Annotated in this window: 16 protein-coding genes and 1 pseudogene; 12 read left to right on the top strand and 5 right to left on the bottom strand. The window is 41.9% G+C overall.

Features of this window, described 5'->3' with window-relative positions; translation table 11 throughout:
• Nucleotides 1–32 precede the first annotated feature (32 nt).
• The 9 genes from A0O21_RS10625 to mgtE all read left to right on the top strand — a co-directional run bounded on the left by A0O21_RS10625 (nucleotide 33) and on the right by mgtE (nucleotide 10,822).
• Nucleotides 33–1,658, top strand: coding sequence for a T7SS effector LXG polymorphic toxin (locus tag A0O21_RS10625; protein WP_082854408.1), 1,626 nt, complete (start codon nucleotides 33–35; stop codon nucleotides 1,656–1,658).
• Between the two features lie 7 nt (nucleotides 1,659–1,665).
• Entirely contained in the window at nucleotides 1,666–2,046 is a 381-nt protein-coding gene (locus A0O21_RS04370; protein ID WP_067061885.1) for a hypothetical protein, read from the top strand.
• Nucleotides 2,047–2,181: 135 nt separating this feature from the next.
• Nucleotides 2,182–2,733: a hypothetical protein gene (locus A0O21_RS04375; protein ID WP_067061887.1), complete on the top strand. Its 552-nt coding sequence runs from the start codon at nucleotides 2,182–2,184 to the stop codon at nucleotides 2,731–2,733.
• 65 nt (nucleotides 2,734–2,798) lie between these two features.
• On the top strand, nucleotides 2,799–4,070 hold the full coding sequence (glyA, locus tag A0O21_RS04380) for a serine hydroxymethyltransferase (protein ID WP_067061890.1): 1,272 nt from the start codon (nucleotides 2,799–2,801) through the stop codon (nucleotides 4,068–4,070).
• A 4-nt stretch (nucleotides 4,071–4,074) separates the two neighbouring features.
• Nucleotides 4,075–5,049, top strand: a complete 975-nt coding sequence (locus A0O21_RS04385; RefSeq protein WP_067061893.1) for a nucleoid-associated protein — start codon at nucleotides 4,075–4,077, stop codon at nucleotides 5,047–5,049.
• A gap of 5 nt (nucleotides 5,050–5,054) precedes the next feature.
• Complete coding sequence (locus A0O21_RS04390; protein WP_067061896.1) at nucleotides 5,055–5,657, top strand: lysozyme family protein; 603 nt, start codon at nucleotides 5,055–5,057, stop codon at nucleotides 5,655–5,657.
• An 11-nt stretch (nucleotides 5,658–5,668) separates the two neighbouring features.
• Nucleotides 5,669–7,387, top strand: a complete 1,719-nt coding sequence (locus A0O21_RS04395) for an ABC transporter ATP-binding protein (protein ID WP_067061899.1) — start codon at nucleotides 5,669–5,671, stop codon at nucleotides 7,385–7,387.
• 212 nt (nucleotides 7,388–7,599) lie between these two features.
• Entirely contained in the window at nucleotides 7,600–9,336 is a 1,737-nt protein-coding gene (locus A0O21_RS04400) for an ABC transporter ATP-binding protein (RefSeq protein ID WP_067061902.1), read from the top strand.
• Between the two features lie 166 nt (nucleotides 9,337–9,502).
• Nucleotides 9,503–10,822, top strand: coding sequence for a magnesium transporter (mgtE, locus tag A0O21_RS04405; protein WP_067061905.1), 1,320 nt, complete (start codon nucleotides 9,503–9,505; stop codon nucleotides 10,820–10,822).
• Nucleotides 10,823–10,901: 79 nt separating this feature from the next.
• On the opposite strand, the pseudogene A0O21_RS04410 reads toward mgtE, so the two are convergent.
• From A0O21_RS04410 to A0O21_RS04430, 5 genes and pseudogenes are all read right to left on the bottom strand, one after another.
• Nucleotides 10,902–11,116 (bottom strand): annotated as a pseudogene (locus A0O21_RS04410) (LLM class flavin-dependent oxidoreductase); the annotation flags it as partial.
• 33 nt (nucleotides 11,117–11,149) lie between these two features.
• On the bottom strand, nucleotides 11,150–12,865 hold the full coding sequence (locus A0O21_RS04415; protein ID WP_067061911.1) for a phospho-sugar mutase: 1,716 nt from the start codon (nucleotides 12,863–12,865) through the stop codon (nucleotides 11,150–11,152).
• A 168-nt stretch (nucleotides 12,866–13,033) separates the two neighbouring features.
• Complete coding sequence (locus tag A0O21_RS04420) at nucleotides 13,034–13,603, bottom strand: ECF transporter S component (protein WP_067061914.1); 570 nt, start codon at nucleotides 13,601–13,603, stop codon at nucleotides 13,034–13,036.
• The gene (gene coaC / locus A0O21_RS04425) at nucleotides 13,596–14,141 is read right to left on the bottom strand and encodes a phosphopantothenoylcysteine decarboxylase (RefSeq protein ID WP_067061916.1); all 546 of its coding nucleotides are present in this window, start codon (nucleotides 14,139–14,141) and stop codon (nucleotides 13,596–13,598) included. The genes A0O21_RS04420 and coaC overlap by 8 nt, the downstream gene beginning before the upstream one ends.
• Complete coding sequence (locus tag A0O21_RS04430; RefSeq protein WP_067065131.1) at nucleotides 14,134–14,820, bottom strand: phosphopantothenate--cysteine ligase; 687 nt, start codon at nucleotides 14,818–14,820, stop codon at nucleotides 14,134–14,136. The genes coaC and A0O21_RS04430 overlap by 8 nt, the downstream gene beginning before the upstream one ends.
• A 199-nt stretch (nucleotides 14,821–15,019) precedes the next feature.
• On the opposite strand from A0O21_RS04430, the gene A0O21_RS04435 reads away from it, so the two are divergent.
• From A0O21_RS04435 to A0O21_RS04445, 3 genes are all read left to right on the top strand, one after another.
• Complete coding sequence (locus A0O21_RS04435) at nucleotides 15,020–16,465, top strand: carbohydrate-binding domain-containing protein (RefSeq protein WP_067065134.1); 1,446 nt, start codon at nucleotides 15,020–15,022, stop codon at nucleotides 16,463–16,465.
• Between the two features lie 227 nt (nucleotides 16,466–16,692).
• Nucleotides 16,693–17,181, top strand: coding sequence for a hypothetical protein (locus A0O21_RS04440; protein WP_067061919.1), 489 nt, complete (start codon nucleotides 16,693–16,695; stop codon nucleotides 17,179–17,181).
• Between the two features lie 231 nt (nucleotides 17,182–17,412).
• Nucleotides 17,413–19,083: a formate--tetrahydrofolate ligase gene (locus A0O21_RS04445; protein WP_067061922.1), complete on the top strand. Its 1,671-nt coding sequence runs from the start codon at nucleotides 17,413–17,415 to the stop codon at nucleotides 19,081–19,083.
• Nucleotides 19,084–19,342 lie beyond the last annotated feature (259 nt).

Raw genomic sequence — 19,342 nt, forward strand, 5'->3', positions numbered from 1 at the left:
TAAAAATTCATATGATAATAAGGAGACACTAGATGGGGATTAAAATGAGTTTGGGGAGTTCAGACACCCAAGCGAGTTCGACCAGCAGCGCTTCGGCCAGCCGTATAGACGCCTACCAAACCGCGATAGGGAGTTTGGAGAGTTTTATGGGTGCCGGTAATTTACAGGGAGAGGCCTACAGCAGTGCCAAAGCTTATGCCAGCAATGTTTTAATCCCCTTATTTCGCGGGGCGATTCTGCTGTCAGAAGGGGTCAGTACCGCCGTTAATCGCCTGCCCTCGGATTATCGAAATGAGGTGGCAGATGAGAGTCTGGATTCAGAAGTTCTGGAACAAGAGATAGCGATCTATCAGGCAGCCTATAATCGCTCCAGTGAGTGGCTTTCCAATGAGATGGCCAAAGAGGTTCTGAGTGAAAGCAGTATACTGCAGGCTCAGCAGTCGATGGCGCGCAACCTGTCAAAGGTTCAGGAGCTTCAGGAGAAGCTGGAGAAACTGATTGCCTTTGATGGGAAGTCGCCCAGTCTTTTCAGTGAGGTCGATGGCTTATACGCTGCAGTCTCTCAAGGGTTAACTCAGGTTAAGGAAGGTTTTTCGTCTTTTTCAGGGAGCTTTAGTCTGCCGCCTAAGTCAGAGATGGCTTGGGCAGCCACGATTAACAGTGCTTGGGAGCAGCGAGAAGTGACCGATGTCAAGGCGCTCTTTAAAGACATTGAAGCTCAGTTTAAGGAGACGAAAGGCTATGCCCCGTCTGAGATGGTTTCCAAAGCATTTAAGAAAAAAGTGAATGCCTTGTCTTTAGAGGAGTTAGAGGCAGCCTACGGGGGAATGTTAAAGTCCAGACAGTCAGCATCCCAGACTGGTTACGGTTATTCAGTTAAGAGCCGGAAGCAGATGCTTGAAAATGATTATGTTTATCTGCGCTACCAAAGTCTGCTGTCAGCAGCGGCTATTGAGCGGGCCCAATCACAGGCCTCGCAGTCTTATGATGTGGTCAGTCTTTATGAGCATATTAAGGAAACGGGAAAACATTTTGACGGGAGTCCGGCGAGCGCTTTAGAAATCAAGATAGCCAACTCGGGAGTCGTGCCTTATATTTCCAAAAGTGTTCATGCCTTGCAATGGGGAGCATCCATCGCCACAGCTTACGCTGGCTATCAGTCCTATTACGGCAAGCCTATTTATGGGGTGGATACGAACTTAGATGCTTCATTCAAATATAAAGTAAGCGAGGTTGGACAAAAAGTAGTTTTCCCTATAGATAATTCTCCAACTAAGGAAGCACAAAGTTTTCAGGGAAAAGGTAAATACCCTGGTATAGATAGTTACACTGATATAAAACTAAAAAAAGGGATAGTTTTATTTAGAGGTGAGCCAAATGGGACAGAATACTTTACCACGGAGCAAGCGATTGCTAAATCAGATTTTAACGCAACAAAATTATTTGAAGGCTTACAGGTAGAAGAACATCCTATCTTTGGATATAGAAACAAAATGGGAGCCTATATAGTTAATGAAGAAATTGATGCTGCTTATGGTATTGTAAGGGCGAATTCACAATTTGGTGATGGTAAACTTCCTCAAGTATATATACCCAATGTAAATCAATTAATTGAGAAAGGGATTTTAGATGAAGTAGGGTCGATAAAATTGAAATGAGGTTAAAATGATTAATACAGAGAATGGGACAGTAATATTTGATGATAATTTTCAATTGAAAAAAGGAATGACATTTGATGATTTTAAAAATAGTCGATATTATAATAATCAGAATTATAAACGGCTGTTTTATATTTATGATTTAAAATTATCTCGTCAAAGTTTCATTGTCGGCTTATTTTTCCGGGAAAATAAACTTTATTCCATTTCACTTATTTTAGATGATAGGACAATTAATCAAAATGAAGAGGAATATAGGAAGCAATTACACGACAGGTTCTTGAAGGAAAATAAAATTAATTCTATAAAAAATTATAGATGGGGAACCCTATCGTCAAACTATGACAGGAGGAGTAACATTAGTAGTATTGATATTGTATATACCTAAAATGAGATATATATTCTCCTGAGAACTTATGATAGATTTTCGATTTCCTAATCCCCTTGGTTGAGGGGGCTAAGGTCCTCTCCCAAGCCTTAGCTGATGATGTGGTCAAGTTTCCCACCAACTATAGGAGTATGGTTGGGAATCAAGATTAATGCCTTGTCTTTAGAGGAGTTAGAGGCAGCCCACGGGGGAATGCTAAAGTCCAGACAGTCAGCGTCCCAGACTGGTTACGGTTATTCAGTTAAGAGCCGGAAGCAGATGCTTGAAAATGATTATGTTTATCTGCGCTACCAAAGTCTGCTAGCAGCAGCGGCTATTGAGCGGACCCAATCACAGGCCTCGCAGTCTTATGATGTAGTCAGTCTTTATGAGCATATTAAGGAAACGGGAAAACATTTTGACGGGAGTCCGGCGAGCGCTTTAGAAATCAAGATAGCCAACTCGGGAGTCGTGCCCTATATTTCCAAAGGTGTTCATGCCTTGCAATGGGGAGCATCCATCGCCACAGCTTACGCTGGCTATCAGTCCTATTACGGCAAGCCTATTTATGGGGTGGATACGGATTTGTTTGGCCAATCGAAAACGATTGGGAGCTTTAGAGTGCTTAATGGCAAGGTTGATGGTAAGATACCGGTTAAAGTTTGTAGTAGTGATAGGTTTTCTCACTTTAATTATAGTCCAAAATAAAGAGCACTGCACCTTTTTCATTCAGTGTTGTGCCTTGAGTGAAACGAAAGGAATGAATTATAAACATGAATTTTGATAAGGAAAATAACCAAGCATATGATAAGGAACTGTGGGAAGCTGTTCAGGCAGAAGAAGTGCGTCAGCAAAATAATATTGAGCTGATTGCTTCAGAAAATATTGTCTCACAGGCTGTTATGGCAGCGCAAGGATCTGTTTTAACCAATAAATATGCTGAAGGTTATCCAGGAAGACGTTATTATGGCGGAACGGACTGTGTTGATATTGTGGAGAATTTGGCTATAGAACGTGCTAAGGCGCTGTTTGGGGCCGGATTTGCCAATGTCCAGCCGCACTCAGGCAGTCAGGCAAATGCGGCAGCCTATATGGCTTTATTGCAGCCTGGTGATACGGTTCTTGGAATGGACTTAGCTGCCGGCGGGCATTTGACCCACGGTTCACCTGTCAGTTTTTCCGGAAAAACTTATCATTTTGTAGCTTATACTGTTAATCCGGAGACGGAAGAAATTGATTATGAAGAACTGCTGGCTATTGCAGAAAAAACGCAGCCCAAGATGATTGTAGCAGGGGCTTCGGCTTACTCTCGTATTATAGATTTTCAAAAATTTAGGGAGGTGGCAGACCGTGTCGGCGCATATTTAATGGTTGATATGGCCCATATTGCCGGTTTGGTCGCTTCAGGACACCATCCCAGTCCTATTCCTTATGCTCATGTGACAACCAGCACGACCCACAAAACCTTGCGCGGCCCGCGCGGCGGATTGATTTTAACCGATGATCCGGAGATTGCTAAGAAAATCAATTCTGCTGTTTTTCCGGGGCTTCAGGGCGGTCCGTTAATGCACATTATTGCTGCTAAGGCGGTGGCTTTTAAAGAAGCTTTGGATCCTGCTTTTAAGCGCTATGGTGAATCTGTCATCGAAAATGCTCAGGCTATGGCTGCTGTTTTTCAGGCACATGATGATTTTCATGTCATTTCAGGGGGGACAGACAACCATGTTTTCTTAGTCGATGTGACAAAAGTTGTTGAAAATGGCAAAGCAGCACAGAATATTCTTGAACGTGTTAATATTACCTTGAATAAGAACTCCATTCCATTTGAAAAGCTGTCTCCTTTTAAAACATCTGGAATCCGTATCGGTTCTCCGGCTATTACCAGCCGCGGTATGGGTGTCAGCGAGTCACGCCGCATTGCTGAGCTTATGATTGAAACACTGGAAAATCATGAGAATGAGGCTGTTTTGAAGGCTGTGCGCCAAGAAATCAAGGGCATAACTGATGCCTTCCCTTTGTATGGAATAAGCAAATGTATGGAATAAGCAAATGATGGACCTTTATATTAAAGAGCTTGTTATTCACCAGTTCACACCTGACGATACAGACCTTCTTTTAGCTGATAAGCCGCTGGATATCAGCCCTTTGCTTGATACTTATTTCAGCAAAAAATTGGCCAAAGTTTTTTCCGATGAGGCTAAGCGCGGCCGCTTGACAGAGGACAATCCCTTCTTTAAACTGCTGACTGATGATTTTTTAGAGTCATCTGTTAAGATTGCACAATCCTGGCGCCAAGCTTTTCTTATTTCAGAAAATCAAAAAACCTGTGATTTGGTTTTCATTCGTTTTGAAAAAGAGGGGACTGAGCACTTTGCTTTTCTGCGTCTGACTTTAAAAGAAAGCCTGACACATCTGACTGGCCAGTCAGACTCACCTATTGCCTTGACGCAAAATACACTGCCCGGGGCCGGTCAGACTCCTGATGAGGCCTTAGTGCTCAACCAGAAGACAGGACGTTATTATTTGATTGAGAAACGTATCAAGCACGATGGCAGTTTTGTTCATTACTTTTCAGAACAGCTCCTGCAGGTTCAGCCGGAAGCCTCAGTTAAAAAATCTCTTAAAGTAGTTGAGCAAACAGCTAAAAAAGTGGCTGATGATTTTCGGCAGGATGACTTTGCTTTTCAGTCTAAAATGAAGACAGCTATTTATAATCATTTGGAAGAGCAGGAGCTAGAGCCGGAAAAATTAGCTAATCAGCTTTTCGAAGATAACCTGACTGCCCGGCTGACCTTTGTTGATAATCTAAAGGAGCAAATTCCTGAGCCCATCAAACTGGCTGATATTGATTATTCCAAACAAAGTAAAAAACTTTCCAGTCAGAAATTATCTCTGTCTAACGGCATTGAGCTGATTGTTCCAAATCAAATCTACCAAGATGCTGACAGTGTTGAATTTATACAAAATCAGGACGGAACTTACTCTATACTGATTAAGAACATAGAAGATATCCAAAACAAATAAATATTATGTTTAAAACGATACGACGTCTTATTCTCCTTCTCTTTCTTATTTTTTGTGCCTATCACTTTTATGTGATTCACCGCAATGTACACCGGGTTTTAGGCTATCAGGAAATGGTAGAAACGACATTGGCAGAAAATGATACCGATGCTAATGTAGAGTTGGTTTTGGCTATGATTTATACAGAAACCAAGGGAGGAGAAGATGATGTTATGCAGTCCAGTGAAAGCTCTGACGGCATAACCAATTCTATTAAAGACAGCAAAACCAGTATACAGCAAGGTGTCACTTTGCTTTCTGAGAACATTGAACTGGCTAAGGAAGCAAAAGTTGATTCCTGGACAGCAGTGCAGGCCTATAATTTTGGCACAGCTTATATTGATTATATCGCTAAACATGGCGGAAAAAATACTATTGAGCTGGCAAAGGCTTATTCACGCGATGTTGTTGCTCCGAGTTTAGGCAATACAAGCGGCGAAACTTATTTTTATCACCACCCTTTAGCCTTAATCTCCGGAGGTCAGCTGTATAAAAATGGGGGCAATATCTATTATTCCCGTGAAGTCCGTTTCAATCTTTATCTTATCAGAATAATGAGCTGGTTCTAGAAAAGGGTTTTATGAAAATGCTGCGTATTTATTTCAAGGGCTACCTTAAGGAAACAATCTTAGGGCCCCTTTTTAAATTATTAGAAGCTGCTTTTGAACTGTCTGTTCCACTGATTATAGCTGAAATTGTTGATCATATTATCCCTGCTGAGGATAAAAAACAGCTCTATATTATGCTTTTTGTCTTATTTCTTTTTGCCTGTGTCGGTATCATTGTCTCTATCACCGCACAGTATTTTTCTGCGAAAGCAGCAGTCGGTTTTACCAAACAGATGACCGATGATCTCTTTGATAAGGTCATGAGCCTAAGTCAGAAAGAAAGGGACGAGATTGGAACAGACAGTCTGATTACTCGTTTGACCAGTGATAGTTTTCAAATTCAAACGGGCATCAATCAATTCCTTCGTTTATTTTTGCGGGCACCGATTATTGTATGCGGAGCAGTCATCATGTCCTTTATTATCAGCCCCAGAATAGCTCCTTATTTTGCCGGAATGGTTGTTCTGCTGACTATTCTTGTTTCTCTGCTATCTGGTTTGCTGGGGCCTGTTTATGCTAAAATCAGACAGACTACTGACAAATTGGTCAGTCTGACACGTCAGCAAATGCAGGGGGTCCGTGTCATCAGAGCGTTTAATCAAACAGAAAATGAAGAAAAAGCCTTCGCAGCACTTAATGGTGACTACACGAAACTGCAGCTTCGAGCCGGCCGTTTATCCAGCATGGTGACACCACTCACTTTCTTGACTGTCAATATTGCCTTGCTTTTAGTCATTTACCAAGGCGGCTGGTCTATTCAAAATGGACTTCTGTCCCAAGGACAGCTGATTGCTCTGATTAATTATCTTTTGCAGATTTTAGCCGAACTGCTGAAAACAACCTTGCTGGTTGCTTCTTTAAATCAGGGATTTATCAGCGCCGGCCGTATTAGGAATGTATTAAATGCGGTTTCTGAAACTGTCAATGCACCGCTGGAGCAGAAATCAAGTGATGGTAATCTGGCTTTGGCCGTGCACAACCTTTCTTTTACTTATCCTCGAGCGTCCTCGCCGGCTTTAGAGGATATTAACTTTGAAGTAAAGTCCGGCGATTTTTTGGGAATAATCGGCGGAACCGGTTCTGGGAAAACAAGTTTGATCCAGCTTCTCATCCCTCTCTACCTTCCCCAAAGCGGCAGTCTGACGCTTTTCCATCAAAAAAAATCTCCTGAAAACTTATCAGAATGGCGGCAGTGGGTGGGACTTGTACCGCAAAAAGCTGAACTGTTTCAGGGAACGGTCCGTTCTAATCTGCTCTTAGGACAAAGTCGACAAATAAGTGACAGAGAGCTTTGGCAAGCCCTATCTATAGCTCAGGCCAGCGATTTTATCAAGGCATTGGATCTGCAGCTGGATAGTCCAGTTGCTGCTTTCGGCCGTAATTTTTCAGGCGGCCAGCGTCAGCGTTTAACAATAGCGCGAGCAATCCTTGGCCGCCCGCCTTTTCTTATTTTAGATGATGCGACCTCAGCGCTCGATTACCTGACTGAAAGCCGCCTTCTGTCTGCTCTTAAAGAAAATCTGGTCCACACCACATTTATCATGGTCTCTCAGCGCACAGGCAGTTTAAAATCAGCAGACAGTATTTTACTTCTAGATAAGGGCAGGCAAGTTGCTTTTGGCAGCCACAGGGATTTACTCAATCAAAGTCAGTTATATCGTGCTATTCATCATTCACAGCATCTGGCGTAATAGTGAAGTAATTTTATTTTGAAACGTACTGGGACATAAGTTAAAACAGTCCGGTGAGTGGATTACAACTTGGAAATCGGCAAAAGGAGGGATCTTATAGTCCGGTCTCTGTGAGCATAAATCATCTAGGACCAAGTGGTTTAGAGCTGGTTCCTTATTTTTCCTTTTGGGCTTCTTCACGCCCTTTGTATCTCTTAGGTTAGGAGGTGGAGATGAAAGCTAGAGACAGCAGGAAAACACGTCAGCGTTTAGCGGCGGAGTTTGGAAAGCAAAAATCTTTACTTGTTTTTGCACTTTTGGGGACTGTTGTGCAGGTTGTTCTGACCGTTTATTTGCCGCTTTTAATTGGGAGAGCAGTTGATTTGGTTGTACAGCTCCAGACTGTCAGCGAACTTATCCCGCTTTTAATAAAAATGGCTCTTGTTATTGGGCTGAATACCCTGATCCAATGGCTGAATCCGCTTCTTTATAACCGACTGGTCTTCAACTATACTTACAGTCTACGTCAACGTGTTATGCAAAAACTGAATCAGATGCCGATTGCTTTCTTGGATAAGAGAAGCATAGGTGATTTGGTCAGCCGGGTGACAACAGACACTGAACAGCTCAGCAACGGTTTGCTGATGGTTTTTAATCAGCTTTTTCTGGGAGTCTTAACCATTATCGTTACTATTATCACCATGGCAGATATTGATGGGCTGATGCTTGTTTTGGTCTTGATTTTGACTCCTTTATCTCTCTTTCTGGCTCGTTTTATTGCTGCTAAGTCCTATCATTTTTTTCAAACGCAGACTGCAGCACGGGGAGAACAAACACAATTTATTGAGGAAATGCTTACTCAGGAAAGTCTTTTGCAGGCTTTCAATGCTCAAGAAGAGACCCTGTCACGTTTTAAAGAAATGAACAATCGGTATGCGAACTATTCTCAGGCGGCTATTTTTTACTCTTCCACCGTTAATCCTGCCACTCGCTTTGTTAACAGCCTGATCTATGCCCTCCTGACGGGAGTAGGAGCGTTTCGCATCATGGCAGGTGTATTTACTGTGGGGGAATTGGTAACTTTTCTGAACTATGTTAACCAATACACTAAGCCTTTTAATGATATTTCGTCAGTTCTGTCTGAAATGCAGAGTGCCCTTGCCTGTGCTGAGCGTTTATACAGCATTATTGACCAAGAAGCCTCTCCTATGCTTGGAATAAAAAATCTGGCTGCAGAGAAAATCAAAGGGGAAATTGTTTTTTCTGATCTTTCTTTTGGCTACCATTCCAGTCAAACACTGATTAAAAAGCTTAACTTGACGATTCCGGCTCAGTCCAAAATTGCTGTTGTTGGTCCGACAGGATCCGGTAAATCAACGCTGATTAATCTTTTAATGCGTTTTTACGATGCAGACAGCGGCAGCATTTATTTAGACGGTGTCTCTATTCAAGATTATGCTGTTTCTGATTTGCGCCAGCAAATTGGAATGGTTTTGCAGGAGAGCTGGTTGAAAACAGCGACTATCCATGATAATATTGCTTACGGCCAGCCCAATGCGAGCAGAGAAGAAGTGATAGCAGCTGCTAAAGCAGCCAAAGCAGACTTTTTTATTGAACAGCTCCCGCAAAAATATGATACGTTTTTGGAAGACGGGGGTTCATCGCTCTCACAGGGACAGCGTCAGCTTCTGACTATTGCCAGAGTATTTATCAAGCAGCCTAAAATTCTAATTTTAGATGAGGCGACGTCGGCGATCGATACTCGAACTGAATTGTTAATCGAAGAAGCATTATCCCAGCTGATGGAAGGACGGACAAGTTTTATTATTGCTCATCGGCTGTCAACCATTCGCTCTGCTGACTTCATCTTGGTTATGTCGAAAGGCGATATTGTTGAAATGGGAAAACATGGCGATTTAATGCGGCAAAAAGGACTGTATTATCAAATGTATTCAGCTCAGCAAGTCTAATCTAAGTCAAGCTGTTTTTAGGAATCTTTCAGCTGAGGTATTGACAGGGCATTTTTTGATTATAGCAGCAGCTCATAACGCTGTATGTCACTATTTGTTTTATTGACTGCCGCACTCCAAATTAGTATAATAAATAAGGATTTTGAAAAAAGGAGGACAGCCAATTATGCCGCTATCTATTTCTAAAGCAGAAATGGAAGAAATGCAAGCGTTTGTCAAGCACAGCCACCGTGTCGATTTATCGGCTTATATGCTGGAGTTAGAACCTGAAAAGCGTGCGCTGATGCTTAGATTCTTCTCAAAAGAGCAGTTGGCAGAACTTTTTGCTGAGCTGCCTGCTGAGGACAAAATCAACCTTATTGAAAGCTTAGCACAGGTTGATCTTCCGGATATTTTGGCGGAATTAGACTCAGATGAACTGGTAGACAGTTTGCAGGAGCTGCCTTCAAATTTAGTGACGAAGCTCCTTTTGCATATTCCAGAAAACCGCCGTCAGGTGATTAATCGTCTTTTGAATTATCCTGAAGGCAGTGTAGGAAGTCTGATGAGTGCTGATTATATTGCTGTCCGAAAGAGAGCTAAAGTATCTGAGGTTTTAGAAAAATTAAAAACGTCAACTGCTGGACACGAGCACCTCAATACAATTTTTGTGATTGATGATGAGCGGCGTTTAAATGGCTATTTGTACTTAGCTGACTTGCTGAGGCTGGATACAGAAGATCTTTCATCAATTATTCATTGGCGGCCCTTAACTATCACGACCGGTGCGGATCAGGAAGAAGCAGCAAAGCTCTTCCATAAGTACTCGCTTTTAGTCTTGCCGGTCTGTGACAGCGAGCAGCGATTAGTAGGTATTATCACTGCTGATGACATTTTTGAGGTTATTTCGGAAGAAATCTATGAAGATTATGCTTTGATGCAGGGGATGGCACCAAGTGAGAGCTCTTATTTAGAAACTTCTGTCATCACTTTAGCCAAAAAAAGGATTGTATGGCTGCTTTTTCTAATGCTGTCAGCAACGGTGACCGGAGGTATTATTGATCATTATGAAGCTGTTTTGTCTACAGCAGTTGCCTTAACAGCTTTTATTCCCATGCTTATGGACAGCGGCGGAAACTCTGGCTCACAGTCCTCAACTTTAATTATTCAGTCGCTGGCCTTAGATGAATTAGACTTTTCAGACAGCGTGCATGTTGTTTGGAAGGAATTTCGTGTCGGTTTTCTTGTGGGGACTGTCTTAGCCTTAGTAAATATTTTGCGAATGCTTCTGTTTACTGATACTGATTTTCTGGTGATGCTGACCGTAAGTGTGACGCTTTTGCTGACTATTATTTTAGCCAAACTGGTCGGAGGGTTTCTGCCTCTTTTGGCTAAAAAATTAAAGCAGGACCCGGCAGTCATGGCAGGACCTCTTGTGACGACAATCGTAGATGCCTGTGCCTTGCTTATTTATTTTAAGGTTGCACAGATTCTAATTGGTCTGTAAAATAAAATGTGAAACAGTCAAAAAGGAGCGGAATAGGAATCGGCAGATGTTAAAGTCGATTCCTATCCCGCTTTTTTGCTTACTTACTTTTTGAGACAGACTCAAAATGTTGACGAACAATTGGAGCAGTCTCTTTACCAAACAAACGAATAGCTTCCAAGGTCTTTTTATGTGGCATTGAACCGATTGGCAGATGGAGCATAAATCGGTTCAGTTGCAAATGATTAACCAGACCAATGATTTTGTCAGCAAGCTCTTGAGGACTGCCCACAAACATGCCCCTTCAGGTCCGATACCCACTATAGTTGGCAAAGAGCCATTTATACACTAGCTAATAAAGTCATTGATTTCACTTTCGATAGCTGCAATTTTAGTTTCAGCGTCAGCTAAGCTGTCACCCACTGTTGCGATGTAGAATTTGATTTTAGGCTCTGTTCCGGACGGACGGACAGCAATCCAGGAATCATCGGCAAGAGTATACTTAAGAACATTGCTTGGCGGTGTTGTCAAAGTTTCAACACCTGCCTCTGTTGTGGACGTCTGAGCTTGAAAATCTTCTGTTTTCACAATAGCAGTAGCATTAAATTGGGCTGGTGCACTGTCGCGGAATTTATCCATAATCTTTTTAATCTCTGCTGCCCCATCAACTCCTGACAGGGTAACTGAAATGGTCTTTTCAGCAAAATAACCGTATTCTTTGTAGATTTCTTCAATACCGTCAGCCAGAGTCAGGCCGCGTGAGCGGTAATAAGCTGCGATTTCAGCAACGAGAAGGACAGCCTGAATAGCATCTTTGTCACGTACGAAGGGTTTAATCAAATAACCGAAGCTCTCTTCAAAACCAAACATATAGGTATAATTTTGCTGTTCTTCAAATTCCTGAATCTTTTCAGCGATGAATTTAAAGCCGGTCAGCACATTAAACATGGTTGCACCGTAACTTTCAGCAATTTTAGTTACCAATTCGGTTGATACGATTGATTTAGCTAAAGCAGCATTTTCTGGCAGTGTTCCGGCAGTTTTATGCGCCTCTAAAATATATTTGGCAATAATGGCACCGATTTGGTTGCCGGACAGATTCTTATAGGATCCGTCAGCTTGGCGGATTTCAACGCCTAGCCGGTCTGCGTCCGGATCGGTCGCCACTAAAACATCTGCATCAGCCTCACGTCCTAACTTTTCGGCTAAAGCAAAGGCTTCCTGATTTTCAGGGTTAGGTGATTTGACTGTTGCAAAGTCTGAGTCAGGCACAGCTTGTTCCTCGACAACTTGAACAGAAGCAAAACCAGCCTGTGCTAAAGCACGGCGCGCCAGCATTTCGCCGGTACCATGCAGCGGCGTATAGACAATTTTCATATCTTTGCCGTATTCATCAATCAGCTGCTGGTTGATATTAACCTCTCTGACTTCTTTTAGGTATTCAGCATCGACAGCTTCACCGATGACTTCAATAAGACCGGAAGCTTTAGCTTCTTCGAGATCAGCCAGCTGGACAGCAAATGGATTGTCAATAGCCCGAATAAAATCAGTCAAGGCATCAGCATCTTGAGGAGGCATCTGTCCGCCGTCCTCTCCGTAAACTTTATAACCATTAAAAGGAGCTGGATTATGACTGGCTGTTATCATGATTCCGGCGAAAGCACCTAAATGGCGGACAGCAAATGACAGTTCCGGAGTCGGGCGCAGGCTTTCAAAAACATAAGCCTTAATCCCGTGCTTTGCTAAGACCTGTGCTGATTCAAAAGCAAATTCCGGTGAAAAGTGGCGGGAATCATAAGCAATAGCCACACCGCGCTTTTTAACCTCGTCGCCTTTTGTTTCAAACAGTTTAGCTAAACCCTCAGTCGCCTGTCGGACAACATAGATATTAATCCGATTTGTTCCTGCACCGATATAGCCGCGCATGCCGGCTGTTCCAAACTCGAGGTTGGTATAAAATGCATCTTCCTTAGTTTTTTCATCCATTGTGCCCAGTTCGTCACGCAGATAGTCAGGAAGTTCAGCAAAATCAAGCCAATTTTGATAATTTTCTGTATAAGTCATAGTGCAACTCCTTTTAATTAAGTTATTGAGGCCTAAAAAAGGATTAAATAGCGAACAAAAAGCTCTTAGCCAATGCCTGACGCTGAGATTTAAGCCTAATACTTTTTAATATTTTAACCGCTTTCATTATATCATTTTCAAAAAGAAAAATCACGGGTTTTCCGCGATTTATTTTTTAAGCTTAAGAAGGACGGGGGCAATTGCAGCGGTCAGCAATGCTGATATGATCATCTCAGCAATTGAGTTGGCTGAAATAACGGCAGCTAGCAGTGCTTTAACATCATTGCCGTAAACTGAGGAGAAGAAAATAAAGATTCCAGAAAGGACAAAAAGTGTATTAGTCAGTGCACCAGAAAAACCTGCCGCAAACAACCCTGCTTTGCTGGGCCACCATTTATAAATAAAATAGGGAACGATGCCGATTAGGACTCGCGGCAAAATGGCAATAAGGGCTGAAGCGAGATTGCCATTTTCAACAAAAGGTGAAAAAAGATAACTGGTTGGCAGAAGTACAAGGGTATTGGTTAGCAGACTGACAATCCCCATTAAACCTCCTAAAATACTCCCTATTTTAGGGCCGTAAACGATAGATGCAATAATAACAGGGATATGCATAAGAGTCGGTTTAATAGGGACCAGCCAAACATTAAAGATAAGAGAACTCAATAGGTGAATGAGCAGCATGGCCGCAAAAAAGATAGAGATAATTGCAACATCTGATGATTTTCGTTTATTCATAAACCTTTTCCTCAATTTTTTTGACAATAATATCCAGTTCGGCAAGTGCGCCGCGTCCAGTATCGCCGCAGGCTAAGACACTGGAACGCGGTTCAATTTCATCATAGCCATTCTCTTTTAAAATCTGCAGATTAGCCTGAGTAATAGGATTGTCGTACATTTTTGTGTTCATGGCAGGAGCCAGCAATTTGGGCCTGTCCTCAGCTAAGGCCAAAGCCACAGCGGTGACCATATTGTCAGCAAAACCATGAGCTAAATGGGCAATTGTATTAGCAGAAGCAGGAGCAAGGATAAAAAGATCGGTCTGTTTGGCCAGTTCAATATGGTTGATACGCTTAGCATCTTCTTCCTGCATGAGATCGACATGAACAGGATTTTTAGACAGAACCTGTAAAGTCAGCGGTGTAATAAAAGCTGTTGCTGCCTGAGTCATCAGAACATGGACATCATATCCCAATTTGGTTAGACGGTTGCTCAAATCTGCAGCTTTATAGGCAGAAATACTGCCGGATACGGCAAGTGTGATCGTTTTAGTCATTTTGTATCCCCTTTTCGTATATGAGCTGAGCAATTTCGGACTTGGTAAATGCTTCATGTATTTCAGTATGACCGATTAGAAAAGCGTGGTGGCTGTCTGCCTTTATTTCAAACAGATCATTAGCCAGAATATAGGAAGCCTGATTATTGATAAGACTTTTTCTGGCCGCAGCAAAAAGCGTATCTTTAGAAACACCGGCCAGCAGTTTAAATCCAATGAGTTTTATTTGAGGATTCCATTGTTTAACAAGACTGATCACTTTTGCTGTCTTTTTTAGAAAAAGTACTTGATAGTCAGCTGCTGATGAAATTTTTTGCTGACTGTTTTTTCTACTTAAAAGCTCTGTTACATTTTCTGCTTGCTGAACTTCGTCTAAGTCTGTCATATAAACTGGTGTATAATCAGAGACAGCCATGCTGTGAATCAGCAGGTCATGCGTTTTGACCAGAGGTTCTAAAGTCTGAATTAAACTGCTGACATCTGTAATTTCAGCCAGACAAAGGTTAGGCTGTCTGGCCGGTTTGACAGCCGTTTTAGTTGTCACTAAAGTCACTTGATGGCCTTGTGCAAGAAATTTTTCAGCTATTTGTTTCCCTAAGCTGCCGCTGGCATGGTTGGCAATGCTTCTTACAGCATCAATTTTTTCTCTTGTTCCGCCTGATGTGATTAAAATTTTCATAGCCATATTTTATCAAAAAAACTGAGTTTCTTAAACTTTTTGCTATCAAGAAAAAACACTGTCTTCAATCATGCTTCTCACTCTCATTGCTCTTAAGACTTTCAGCACAATTTTAGAAAAGATTCAGGTATTTTTCAGTATTTTTTTAGTTTACTGGCTTACCATAGTGCATAAAATGATTGTAAAAGGATGGAAGACAATGTTAAAAACAAAAACGAAAAATGCATTATTTGCCTTATGCAGTGCCTCACTTTTAGTAACAGCTGCCTGCTCGGCTGGCAGCCAGACAGCAAACACATCAGGGACTGGAGCATCAGTTTCTGCTGCAAGCCAATCGACAGCTGTTAATGAAAGTTATTTTACTGATGAAGACTCTAAGACAGACTACGATGACACTAAAGCCACAAAAATTCAATTAACCGACAGCAGCGCTGATATCTCCGGCGATGGGGCCAGTCTTTCCGATTCAGTAGTCACGATTTCGAAAGCCGGCACCTATCTTATTTCAGGCAGCTCTGAAAATGTGCAGATTAAAATTGCTGCTGCAGATTCAGATGATATTCATCTTGTCTTTGATAATATCAAAATGACCGGCAACAAAGCAGCCATCTATGCAGAATCTGCTCAACGCGTCTATATAACGCTTGCTCAAGGAACAGATAACAGTATCTCAGATTCAAGCAGCAGTGAAGCAAATCTTGATGCAGCCATCTACGGCAAAACCGCTCTAACCTTTAACGGTACTGGCGCCTTAACAGTTAACAGCAGCAATAATAATGCGGTTAAGTCTGAGGCCGATATTCATGTTACCGGCGGATCTTATGAGCTAACAGCAGCCGGTGACGCGATCAAGGCTGATAATGAGCTTAATATTGCCAACACAACTATGGTTATTAAAGCTGACGATGACGCGATTAAAAGTGACAACGATGATGATTTGACTTTGGGCAATCTTTATCTGGCTAACAATCATTTAGCGATTTCAGCAGGAGATGATGCGGTTCATGCTTCCGGTGACTTGGTGATTGACAGCGGAGATATTGACATTACAGAAGCCAAGGAAGGGCTAGAAGGAAAAACGATTACCATTAACGATGGGAACTTTACACTTAATACGGATGACGATGCGATTAATGCAGCTAACTCTAACGCGGACCAAGAAGATATCAGCTTAGTGATTAATGGCGGCAATTTTAATATAACAACATCAGGTGATGGTATTGATTCTAATCATACTCTTGAAATTAACGGCGGAACGATATACATAAATGCAGCTACAAATACAACAAATAATGCCCTGGACTATGAAACAGAAGGCATTATTACCGGAGGACAGCTTATTTTTCTGGGAGACAGTCAGATGGCCCAAGGATTTGGCGACCGTTCAACACAAGCTTCGATTATGGAAAACATTCAAGGCAGTGCTGGCTCAAAGATAAGAATTACCGATTCTGATGGCAATGAATTGCTGGCCTACACAGCCACTCAGGAATTTCAAAACGTTCTGGCCAGCAGTCCTGAAATGGCAGCCGGTGAAACCTATACCATTACTGTTGACGATCAGACAGTGACTGCGACTGCAGCACTATCCACAGCTCAGGAAGGAATGATGGAAGGTGGTGCACCAAATGGGTTTATGCCTTAATAGTCAGATAGAGTGAGAAACCTATATATTTACTACCTATCTATGAATCTGTCAAACCAAGAAAAGAAGCCATTTGATATATTCAAAAGACTTGTCTCTTTCTTATTGCCCACCAAGTGCAGACAAATCTCACATTTGCCTAATTTTACAAACTGCTTTCCGGCAGTTTGTTTTTTTTAGAAAAATAGACTACAATAGATAGTAAAAATTCAAGTAAGAGGATTATAATGTTTTATCTGTTATTTGCGCTATCAGTGATCATTTTAACACTTGCAGCTTATTTTGCTGCCAGATCAGGATTAAAAAAAAGCCTGCTTTTACCACTCTTTAGCCTCCTTTTTCTTTTGATTGCTTTTGGTCTTTATAAAGGCTTTGATCGAACTCACCGAAGCGGAAGTGAGAATACTAAAGAAACAACACCGTCAACGCTTAAGTATTCTGAAGATAAAACATTTTCTTGGGACAGAGAAGCTTTTGACAATTTGACAGTAGGTGACCCAAACAGCGGCAGCGGCGGAATGACTTATGATGACATTGTTGCGGCTTATGGTGAACCTTCGACAGCTTTTGAGTCGACTACAGACAATACCACAACGCGCTTTATCAGCTACCAGACAGCAATTGATAATGAGAATGTCTCTGTTTCACTGCGCTTTGTTAACCAGTCTGATGGCTCATGGCTTCTATCCTATAAGTTTGCTGAAAATTTAAAATAAGGTCTTTTAAAGATTATGTGATTCAGCCATCAAGGTATTCAAGTGTCAGCAGTGAAATAATTGGGAGGTTAAAAAATATGGTTATTTTGCTGTTCCTAAAACAGCTGCTTTAGTTCTTCGCAGTTTTCCAGTAACAACAAAAAACCGAACATTTGTATGGTTTTGAGTATGCAACATGCGTAATTGGCTTTTTTAAGCTATAATAAAAGTATCAAAATTGAGGAGAATCCAATGAAATCTGATATCGAAATTGCCCAAAATACTGAACTCAGTCCTATTACGGAGATTGCCGAAAAAGTTGGTTTAAAGTTTGATGACTTGGATTTATACGGCCCTTATAAGGCAAAGCTGTCTTTTGATAAAATAAAGGCTGTTAAATCTCAAAAAACAGGGAAACTTGTCTTAGTCACTGCTATTAATCCAACTCCTGCTGGTGAAGGGAAGTCCACAGTCAGTATCGGTCTGGCGGATGCGCTCAGCAAATTAGGGAAAAAAACGATGTTAGCGCTTCGAGAACCTTCGCTCGGTCCCGTTATGGGAATCAAAGGAGGTGCTGCCGGCGGAGGATATGCCCAAGTTTTGCCTATGGAAGATATCAATCTGCATTTCACTGGTGATATGCATGCTATTACAACAGCCAACAATGCTCTTTCAGCCTTGATTGACAACCATCTGCAGCAGGGCAATGAATTAGGAATTGATCAGAGGCGGATTATTTGGAAACGGGTTGTCGATCTCAATGACCGTGCTCTGCGTCAGGTTATTGTCGGTCTGGGCAGCCCGGTTAATGGGATACCGCGTGAGGATGGTTTTGATATTACAGTTGCCTCAGAGATTATGGCCGTTCTTTGCTTAGCGACTGATCTTAAAGATCTTAAAAAACGTTTGGCAAATATTGTTATTGGCTATCGCCATGACCGTTCCCCTGTTTATGTCAGAGATCTTAAGGTAGAAGGGGCTCTAGCATTGATTTTGAAAGATGCAGTTAAACCTAATCTTGTACAAACAATCTATGGGACACCAGCTTTGGTTCATGGGGGCCCTTTTGCCAATATTGCACATGGCTGTAATTCTGTACTTGCTACTGAAACGGCTATGCATCTGGCAGATTATACAGTAACCGAAGCAGGGTTTGGAGCCGATTTAGGAGCAGAAAAATTTTTAGATATTAAGACACCTAATCTGCCAGCAGCGCCTGATGCAGTTGTTATTGTAGCAACCTTGCGGGCTTTAAAGATGCATGGCGGACTTGCTAAAGACGAATTAGACAAAGAAGATACTGATGCAGTTAAAGCTGGTTTTGCTAATTTAAAACGGCATATTGAAAATATGCGTCAGTACGGTCTGCCGGTTGTGGTGGCTATCAACGAATTTATAAACGATACAGCAGCAGAAGTGGCTGTTTTGGAAAAACTTTGTGCTGAAATCAATGTACCTGCTGCAGCAGTGAGTGTTTGGGCTGATGGCGCTGCTGGCGGGCTTGCTCTTGCAAAAGCAGTGATTTCCGCCATCGAAGAACAACCGGCAGAATATAAGCGTCTTTATAGTGATGATGACAGTTTAGAAGACAAAATTACTAAGATTGTGACAAAAATTTACGGAGGTAAATCAGTAGTCTTTAGTTCTAAAGCACAGTCGCAGCTTAAACAGTTTGCGCGATTCGGATGGGATAAACTGCCGGTTTGTATGGCCAAAACACAGTACAGTTTTTCAGATAATCCATCCTCACTTGGAGTACCAAAGGATTTTGAAATCACCATTCGGGAGTTAGTTCCTAAAACAGGTGCTGGATTTATTGTTGCCCTTACTGGTGACGTGATGACCATGCCTGGTCTTCCTAAGCAGCCGGCAGCTCTTAATATGGATGTGACAGAAGATGGTAAGGCCTTAGGTCTCTTTTAAGAGCTATTACTTTTTATGCTGTATTTTGCCAGTTAGAATTTAAAACGGCAGAGTATGTAAACTGCAAGAATAATTTAGGTATTTTTAGTAATAACTTGATGAATGTTACCTCTTATCTATGGTATAATGCTAGTTAACTAAAACGAACAGTTGCTGCGGAGCTAAATCACGTCTGCCTAAAAGCTGCTTTCTGAATCGCCCAGAAGTGATTCAGCCCGACTATCATAGATTTCGGACTTACCGTCTTTTTGCTTTGCTC

Origin of the sequence: Streptococcus pantholopis, assembly GCF_001642085.1 — a bacterium.
GTDB lineage: Bacteria > Bacillota > Bacilli > Lactobacillales > Streptococcaceae > Streptococcus > Streptococcus pantholopis.

What these genes read in the sequence shown, in the direction of transcription:
- glyA (WP_067061890.1), top strand. Translation starts at nt 2,799, where the DNA reads ATGAATTTTGATAAGGAAAATAACCAAGCATATGATAAGGAACTGTGG.
- A0O21_RS04400 (WP_067061902.1), top strand. Translation starts at nt 7,600, where the DNA reads ATGAAAGCTAGAGACAGCAGGAAAACACGTCAGCGTTTAGCGGCGGAG.
- mgtE (WP_067061905.1), top strand. Translation starts at nt 9,503, where the DNA reads ATGCCGCTATCTATTTCTAAAGCAGAAATGGAAGAAATGCAAGCGTTT.
- A0O21_RS04415 (WP_067061911.1), bottom strand. Translation starts at nt 12,865, where the DNA reads ATGACTTATACAGAAAATTATCAAAATTGGCTTGATTTTGCTGAACTT.
- A0O21_RS04395 (WP_067061899.1), top strand. Translation starts at nt 5,669, where the DNA reads ATGAAAATGCTGCGTATTTATTTCAAGGGCTACCTTAAGGAAACAATC.
- A0O21_RS04420 (WP_067061914.1), bottom strand. Translation starts at nt 13,603, where the DNA reads ATGAATAAACGAAAATCATCAGATGTTGCAATTATCTCTATCTTTTTT.
- A0O21_RS04435 (WP_067065134.1), top strand. Translation starts at nt 15,020, where the DNA reads ATGTTAAAAACAAAAACGAAAAATGCATTATTTGCCTTATGCAGTGCC.
- A0O21_RS10625 (WP_082854408.1), top strand. Translation starts at nt 33, where the DNA reads ATGGGGATTAAAATGAGTTTGGGGAGTTCAGACACCCAAGCGAGTTCG.
- A0O21_RS04430 (WP_067065131.1), bottom strand. Translation starts at nt 14,820, where the DNA reads ATGAAAATTTTAATCACATCAGGCGGAACAAGAGAAAAAATTGATGCT.
- A0O21_RS04440 (WP_067061919.1), top strand. Translation starts at nt 16,693, where the DNA reads ATGTTTTATCTGTTATTTGCGCTATCAGTGATCATTTTAACACTTGCA.
- A0O21_RS04385 (WP_067061893.1), top strand. Translation starts at nt 4,075, where the DNA reads ATGATGGACCTTTATATTAAAGAGCTTGTTATTCACCAGTTCACACCT.
- coaC (WP_067061916.1), bottom strand. Translation starts at nt 14,141, where the DNA reads ATGACTAAAACGATCACACTTGCCGTATCCGGCAGTATTTCTGCCTAT.
- A0O21_RS04445 (WP_067061922.1), top strand. Translation starts at nt 17,413, where the DNA reads ATGAAATCTGATATCGAAATTGCCCAAAATACTGAACTCAGTCCTATT.
- A0O21_RS04390 (WP_067061896.1), top strand. Translation starts at nt 5,055, where the DNA reads ATGTTTAAAACGATACGACGTCTTATTCTCCTTCTCTTTCTTATTTTT.
- A0O21_RS04370 (WP_067061885.1), top strand. Translation starts at nt 1,666, where the DNA reads ATGATTAATACAGAGAATGGGACAGTAATATTTGATGATAATTTTCAA.